Origin of the sequence: Microbacterium sp. H6, assembly GCF_003314775.1 — a bacterium.
GTDB lineage: Bacteria > Actinomycetota > Actinomycetes > Actinomycetales > Microbacteriaceae > Microbacterium > Microbacterium oxydans.
On sequence record NZ_QOAY01000258.1, the window covers coordinates 12,303 to 16,865 of the forward strand.

Here is a 4,563-nt window from a genome sequence, read left to right on the forward strand (position 1 = left end):
GGTGCGTCGGGCGCAGCGGACTCGGCCGGACCGATCGCCGAGACGGGCCAATCGCTCCCCCACATCAGGCGCTCGACGCCGAAGGCATCGGCGGCCACGTCGAGGAACGGCACCAGCTGCTCCGCCGCCCAGTCTCCCCCTGCCTCCGCCTGCAGACCGGAGAGCTTGCAGAACGCGTTCGCGTGGCCCGCCACCTCCGTCAGGTCGCGCACCCATTCGGCTGAGGGCGCGAGCGGCGCAGCAGCCGTGCCGACCGCCGGCTTGCCGAGGTGGTCGAGCACGATCCGCAGCTCGGGGATCGCTGCCGCGAGACGCGCCACCTCGGGCAGCTGCTCGGCACGGACGCAGGCGTCGAAGGCGAGGTCGCGCCGAGCCACCTCCCGCGCTCCGGTCACGAATGCGGCGGAGAGGGCCAACCCGTCAGGGCCGTCCTGCAGGAGGTGACGCACGCCGACGACGAGAGGCTCCGCCGCGAGACTCTCCAGGTGCACCACCGTGTCGGTACCCCGATCCAGACGGATGCCGGCCACGATCCCGATCACGCCCGCCGCGGGGGCGAGCTCCTCGACCCAGCGCACCTCGTCGAGGAAGTCGTCTTCGACGGTCTCCGCCTGCACGAAGATCGACCGCTCGGTCTCCGCACGCGCCACACGGGCACGCTCCAGCTCCGCCCCGGCGAAACGTCCTGAGAGCGGCCCGTCGAGCCACGTGTAGGTCAGGGCCTCCGGATCCCAGAGGTGCAGATGTGAATCGAGAACACGCATGGCTCCCATCCTGCCGGAGACATCCGATCAATCGCTAGGATGACGCCATGGCAGTCACCGACGAGGCGATCGAGAAGATCAAGGCGATGATCGTGGCGGGCGAACTCGCCCCGGGCGATCGGCTTCCCCCGGAGAAGGAGCTGTCCGAACGGCTCGGCCTCTCCCGCAACTCCATGCGCGAGGCGGTCAAGGCGCTCGAGGTCATCCGGGTGCTGGACGTGCGACGAGGCGACGGCACCTATGTCACGAGCCTGGAACCCCACCTGCTGCTGGAGGCGATCTCGTTCGTCGTCGACATGCACGACGACGATTCGATGCTCGAGATCTTCGCGGTCCGTCGGATGCTGGAGTCGCAGGCGACGGGGTTGGCGGCCACGCTCGGCACCGAGGAGCAGATCTCCGAGCTGCGTGACGAAGTCGACGCGGTCGATGCGGCCGTCACGATCGAGGCGCTCGTCGACCACGACATCCGCTTCCACCGTGAGATCGTCGCGATGTCGGGCAACGCGTATCTCGCGAGCCTGATCGAGCACCTGAGCAGCCAGACCGTGCGTGCGCGGGTCTGGCGCGGCCTCACGGAGGCCGGCGCGGTCGAGCTCACCCTGTCGGAGCACAGGGCCATCGCCGACGCGATCGCCCAGCACGACTCCGCCCTCGCGACCTCGCTCGCCACCGCGCACATCGCGGGTGTCGAGCGCTGGCTGCGTCAGGCCGCGGCGAACTGATCCGCTCCGGGGCGTCGCTCAGGCGCCGAGGCGCACCATCGTGGCGTCGAACTCGGTGGCGGAGCTGTCGCTCACCTCGTGGAAGAGCACCTCGTCCAGCACGTCGGGCGCTGCGGTGAAGTACGGCACTCCGGCCAGGCGCAGCCCCGTGATGTCGTCGGCCGAACGCAGCGAGGCGGCGAGCACGTTCGAGTCGCTGCCCGCACACACCTCCTGCATCCGTGCGATGGTGTGGTCGCCGTCGAGGCCGGCGTCGCGCATCCGACCGAGGTAGGGCGCGATGTACTGGGCGCCGATCGAGGCGCACGCGAGCGCCTGCGCGACCGAGTACACCGCGGTGACGAGCACGGTCGCGCCGTCGCGCACGAGGTTCGATGCCGCGGCGAAACCCGCAGTGGTCGCCGGCACCTTCACCGCTACCCGTTCGCCCAGCGCGCGGATGCCCTCGGCATTGCGCAGGAAGGAGTCCGTGTCGCCTCCCCACGTCTGGAAGAAGATCTCACGCGCGCCTTCCGCCTCCCATCGGGCGTAAAGCTCGGGGATGTCGGCTGCGGTGCGACCGCCGCGCTCGAGGATCGTCGGGTTCGTGGTGACGCCGTGCACCACCCCGGCGGCGAGCAGGCGGGAGACGCGGTCGACGTCGGCACTGTCGACGTACAGGCGTGGCGCGATCGGGTTCATCGGGGTCTCCTCGCGGACAACCTGTCGTTACAGGTGCGGATTCGGCTAATGTAATGACAGCCACCGCGGTCTGTCAAAGCGTCGGCTACGCCTGCCGTCGAAGGAGATCAGGAGCGAGATGACCCCCGCACACCCCCAGGATCGCACCGGCGTCGTGATCGTCGGAAGCGTCACGGCCGACGTCACCACCTTCTCCGGACGCCTCCCCGCCAGGGGCGAGACCATCCTGGGCGACGAGTTCACCCTCATGCTGGGAGGCAAAGGTGCCAACCAGGCCGTCGCCGCCGGGCGCTCGGGTGCACGGACGAGCTTCGTCGGCTGCGTGGGCGACGACCTCTTCCACGATCTCGTCGTCGACGGGCTCACGGCCGCCGGGGTCGACCTGGCGCACCTGCGCACGGTTCCCGGCCCGACCGGTGTGGCGCACATCCGCGTCGACTCCTCGGCGCAGAACGACATCGTGATGGTGCCGCTGGCCAATGCGGCCCTGAGTGCCGCACAGATCGACGAGGCACTCGCGGCTCTCGCTCCCACCACGTCGGTGCTGCTCACGCAGCTCGAGACCCCCTCTGCGCTCACCGCGCACATCACCGCGCGGGGACGCGAACACGGCATGACGGTCATCCTCGATCCCGCCCCTGCCGCCGAGCTCGACGCCGAGATCTGGCGGAGCATCGACATCGTCACCCCCAACGAGACCGAGGCGACGCTGATCAGCGGCATCGAGGTCACGGACGCGGACTCGGCCGAGCGCGCCGGCCGCTGGTTCCTCGCACAGGGGGTGGGCGCCGCGGTCATCACACTCGCGGGCCAGGGGTCATGCGTCGTGACGGCGGAGGGCGCCGCCGTGATCCCGCCGTTCCCCGTCGACGCCGTGGACACGACAGCAGCGGGAGACGCCTACGCGGGCTATCTCGGTGCAGCTCTCGCCAGCGGGAGCAGCCTGGAGGACGCCGTGCGGCTGGCAACGGCGGCGGGCGCGCTCACGGTCACCAAGCAGGGCGCATCGCCGAGCCTTCCCCACCGCGCGGAGGTCGAGGCATTCCTGGCCGAGCGCACCACCACATCCGTCGCGAGCTGAACTCCGCGATCCGCGCATCCGGAGAACCGAGGAGACCCATGCGAAAGACCGCCACCACGATCAACCCCGCGCTCTCCCGCGTGATCAGCGAGACCGGGCACACCGACCTGATCGTCGTCACCGATGCGGGCCTGCCCATCCCGCCAGGCTCTGAGCGCATCGACCTGGCGTATCGACCGGGGGCTCCGGCCTTCCTCGACGTGCTCGACACCGTGCTCGCCGAGCTGGTGGTCGAGGGCGCCACCGTCTCGGCCGAGGTGGCGGAGCAGAGTCCCGAAGTGCTCGAGGCGTTGCGGGAGCGGTTCGCCGGTGAGGGCTTCGAGATCGAGCTCATCCCGCACGTCGATTTCAAGAAGCTCAGCCAGGGCGCCCGCGCGTTCGTGCGCTCCGGGGAGTTCACCCCCTACGCGAACGTGATCCTGCACGCGGGGGTGGCGTACTGATGGCCATCGTCGACGACGCGATCGATCGGCATTCCGCCGCACCCATGTACGACCAGCTGCGCCAGCTGATCATCGACGGCATCGCCCGCGACGGCCTGCAGCCCGGCGATCCGCTGCCCGGCGAGCACCGGCTGTGCGAGCGCTACGGCATCTCGCGCACCGTGGTGCGTCAAGCGCTCGCCCAGCTCGAACACGAGGGGCTCGTCGAGCGCGTGAAGGGCAAGGGCACCTTCGTCTCCCGGCCCCGCACCAGCGAGAGCCTGGTGCATACGCTGGTCGGTCTGTACGACGACGTCGAGCGTCGCGGCGGCCACGTGCACAGCGACGTGCTGCGCCACGAGCGGACGACGGCGGATGAAGAGGTCGCGCTCGCCCTGGAGGTGCCCGTCGGCTCTGCCGTCGTCGTGCTGGAGCGTCTGCGCCACGTCGACGGCGAGCCGTGGTCGCTCTCGACGACCTGGATGCCCGAAGCCGTGGGCTCGGTGACGCTCGGCGCCGACCTGACCGAGGCGTCGCTGTACCGGCTGCTCGCCGACAACGACATCGTCGCGACGCACGGCGTGCGCTCGGCGGAGGCGACCGTGGCCACGCACGAGCAGGCGCAGCATCTCGGGGTCAGCGCTGGTTCGGCCCTGCTGCGTCTGCGCAGCATCAGCCGCAGCGCCGACGGTACGCCCATCGAGTACTTCATCGCGTATCACCGCGGCGACCGGTCGCGCTTCGAATTCCAGCTGCAGCAGGAGCAGTCGCAGGCCTCGCTGCTGCACGTGGACGGCGAGGGCGGGGCATCGCGCGCCGGAACGGTCGGCTGACCGCCCGGTAGTCTCGAGGGCATGAGCGACTGGACCAGCACCGCGATCGCCCTGCTG

The 4,563-nt window shown here is 70.3% G+C and carries 6 protein-coding genes; 4 read left to right on the forward strand and 2 right to left on the reverse strand.

The window, feature by feature from the left end; translation table 11 throughout:
* The coding region (locus DSP71_RS16605) for an amidohydrolase (protein WP_258546506.1) at positions 1–764 on the reverse strand (764 nt) is incomplete at its 3' end.
* Positions 765–811: 47 nt separating this feature from the next.
* Here DSP71_RS16605 and DSP71_RS16610 point away from each other — a divergent pair.
* Complete coding sequence (locus tag DSP71_RS16610; protein ID WP_113681629.1) at positions 812–1,489, forward strand: FadR/GntR family transcriptional regulator; 678 nt, start codon at positions 812–814, stop codon at positions 1,487–1,489.
* Positions 1,490–1,507: 18 nt separating this feature from the next.
* Here the strand turns inward: DSP71_RS16610 and DSP71_RS16615 are convergent, their stop codons facing one another.
* The gene (locus tag DSP71_RS16615) at positions 1,508–2,170 is read right to left on the reverse strand and encodes a transaldolase family protein (protein WP_113681630.1); all 663 of its coding nucleotides are present in this window, start codon (positions 2,168–2,170) and stop codon (positions 1,508–1,510) included.
* 118 nt (positions 2,171–2,288) lie between these two features.
* Between DSP71_RS16615 and DSP71_RS16620 the strand changes: the two genes are divergently transcribed.
* From DSP71_RS16620 to DSP71_RS16630, 3 genes are read left to right on the forward strand one after another with little or no spacing between them, the layout of a single operon-like run.
* Positions 2,289–3,251 (forward strand): ribokinase, encoded by a 963-nt coding sequence (locus DSP71_RS16620; RefSeq protein WP_058633091.1) that lies wholly within the window; start codon positions 2,289–2,291, stop codon positions 3,249–3,251.
* Positions 3,252–3,289: 38 nt separating this feature from the next.
* Positions 3,290–3,694, forward strand: a complete 405-nt coding sequence (gene rbsD / locus DSP71_RS16625) for a D-ribose pyranase (RefSeq protein WP_113681631.1) — start codon at positions 3,290–3,292, stop codon at positions 3,692–3,694.
* Complete coding sequence (locus DSP71_RS16630) at positions 3,694–4,506, forward strand: GntR family transcriptional regulator (RefSeq protein ID WP_113681632.1); 813 nt, start codon at positions 3,694–3,696, stop codon at positions 4,504–4,506. The genes rbsD and DSP71_RS16630 overlap by 1 nt, the downstream gene beginning before the upstream one ends.
* Positions 4,507–4,563 lie beyond the last annotated feature (57 nt).